This window comes from Actinosynnema sp. (genome assembly GCF_052038725.1).
In genome coordinates this window covers 1-2,359 of record NZ_JBQGCX010000618.1, presented here as the reverse complement: position 1 = coordinate 2,359, position 2,359 = coordinate 1, and the positions used below count along the sequence as shown (strand labels likewise).

Annotated in this window: 2 protein-coding genes; one reads left to right on the top strand and one right to left on the bottom strand. The window is 70.8% G+C overall.

What is annotated here, in order from left to right; translation table 11 throughout:
- Positions 1-413, bottom strand: a 413-nt coding sequence (locus ACTUAL_RS13015; RefSeq protein WP_440900416.1) for a TetR/AcrR family transcriptional regulator, incomplete at its 3' end; no start/stop codon positions are given.
- 83 nt (positions 414-496) lie between these two features.
- On the opposite strand from ACTUAL_RS13015, the gene ACTUAL_RS13010 reads away from it, so the two are divergent.
- Complete coding sequence (locus ACTUAL_RS13010) at positions 497-2,230, top strand: ABC transporter ATP-binding protein (protein WP_440900417.1); 1,734 nt, start codon at positions 497-499, stop codon at positions 2,228-2,230.
- Positions 2,231-2,359 lie beyond the last annotated feature (129 nt).

Here is a 2,359-nt window from a genome sequence, read left to right as displayed (position 1 = left end):
CCGTCCAGCGCGTGCCGCAGCGGCGTCGGGCACAGCAGCTTGTCGCTGACCAGCACGACCACCTCCGGGTTGTGGAACGCCTCCCAGGCCATGCCGGTCCGGTCGCCCGCGCACGCCGCGCCGAGCCCGGACTGCCCGGCGATCCCGCTGAACAGCGCCAGCAGGTCCGTCCGCAGGTCGCCCTGGTCCTCCGGCCCCGGCCAGCTCGGGGCGCGCTTGAGCCACGCCGCGAGCACCAGCTCGGCCCGGCTCGGCCACCGCCGGTAGATCACCGGTTTACTGGTCCTGGCGCGAGCGGCCACGCCGTCGATGGTGAGCCGGTCGTAGCCGACCTCGTCCAGCTCGTCCCAGACCGCGTCGAGGATGGCCCGCTCAAGCTCCTCGCCGCGGCGGCGCGTCTTCGCCTCGGTCACATTACCCCTTTAGATACGTTGCGTTTCTTAACCACCGGGTCTACCTTCCAATTAGACACGAAGAGTTTCCTATGGGGGAGACCGTGCTCATCCGCTTGCTCCGCGGCCACCTGAGGCCGTACCGGCGAGAACTGACCGCCGTGCTGGTGCTCCAGCTCATCGGCACGATCGCCTCGCTGTACCTGCCCAGCCTCAACGCCGACATCATCGACTTCGGGATCGCCAAGGGGGACAACGGCTACATCATGACGACCGGCGGCTGGATGCTGCTGGTCTCGCTGGTCCAGATCGCCTGTTCGGTGGGCGCCGTGTACTTCGGCGCGCGCACCGCCATGAGCTTCGGCCGGGACGTCCGCTCGGAGGTGTTCCACCGGGTCGGGTCGTTCTCGGCGCGCGAGGTCGCCCAGTTCGGCCCGTCCTCGCTGATCACCCGCAACACCAACGACGTGCAGCAGGTCCAGGTGCTGGTCGTGATGGTGTGCACCCTGCTGGTGTCCGCGCCGATCACGTGCGTGGCGGGCATCGTCATGGCGCTGCGGGAGGACGCGGGGCTGTCCTGGCTGCTGGTGGTGTGCGTGCCCGCGCTGGCGGTCTCGCTGATCCTGATCGGCCGCCGCATGGTGCCGCAGTTCCGGCTCATGCAGGAGGGCGTCGACGAGGTCAACCGGGTGCTGCGCGAGCAACTGTCGGGCATCCGCGTGGTGCGCGCGTTCGTGCGCGAGCGGCACGAGACCCGGCGCTTCGCCAAGGCCAACGCCGACCTGAGCCGCACCGCGCTGCGGGCGGGCGCGCTGATGGCGCTGGTGTTCCCGATCGTGATGCTGGTGCTGAACGGGTCCGGCGCGGCCGTGAGGTGGTTCGGCGCGGCCCGGATCGACACCGGCGAGATCCCGATAGGCGCGCTGACAGCGTTCCTGAGCTACCTGATGCAGATCCTGATGTCGGTCATGATGGCGACCTTCATGGCGATGATGATCCCGCGCGCGGCGGTGTGCGCCGAGCGCATCATGGAGGTGCTCGGCACCAACAGCTCCGTGGTCCCGGCCGCCGACCCGGTGACCGCGCTGCCCGGTCCGGCGTCGGTGGAGTTCCGCTCGGCCGAGTTCCGCTACCCCGGCGCGACCGACCCGGTGCTGCGCGACATCTCGTTCCGCGCCGAGGCCGGTCAGACCACGGCGATCATCGGCAGCACCGGCGCGGGCAAGACGACGCTGCTGTCGCTGGTGCCCAGGCTGATCGACGTCACCGGTGGCGAGGTGCTGGTGGGCGGCGTCGACGTGCGCAAGGCGGGCGCGGAGGCGCTCGGCGGCGTGATCGGCCTGGTGCCGCAGCGGGCGTACCTGTTCTCGGGCACGGTCGCCAGCAACCTGCGCTACGGCAACCCCGAGGCCACCGACGAGGAGCTGTGGGAGGCCCTGGAGGTCGCGCAGGCGCGGGGGTTCGTGGAGGCGATGGAGGGCGGTCTGGAGGCCCCGATCGCCCAGGGCGGCACGAACGTGTCCGGCGGCCAGCGCCAACGCCTGTCGATCGCGCGGGCCCTGGTCCGCAAGCCCGCCGTCTACCTCTTCGACGACGCCTTCTCGGCCCTGGACCTGGCCACCGACGCCCGCCTCCGGGCCGCCCTGCGTCCCAGGACGAGGGAGGCGGTCGTGATCGTGGTGGCCCAACGCGTGTCGACGGTCGTCGACGCGGACCGCATCGTGGTCCTGGAGAACGGAGCCGTGGTAGGCGTGGGCACCCACGCCGACCTCCTGCAAACCTGCCCAACCTACGTCGAGATCGTCGAGTCCCAACTAACCCCGGAGGCGGCGGCGTGACCACCCCATCCCGCCCCACCCCGACCCCACTGGCCACGCCACCTGGGTTCCCCACGCCAACGCCACCTTCGACACCGCCCTGGTTTCCCGCCTGGGTGTCACCTTCGACCCTGACCTGGGTTCCTGCGC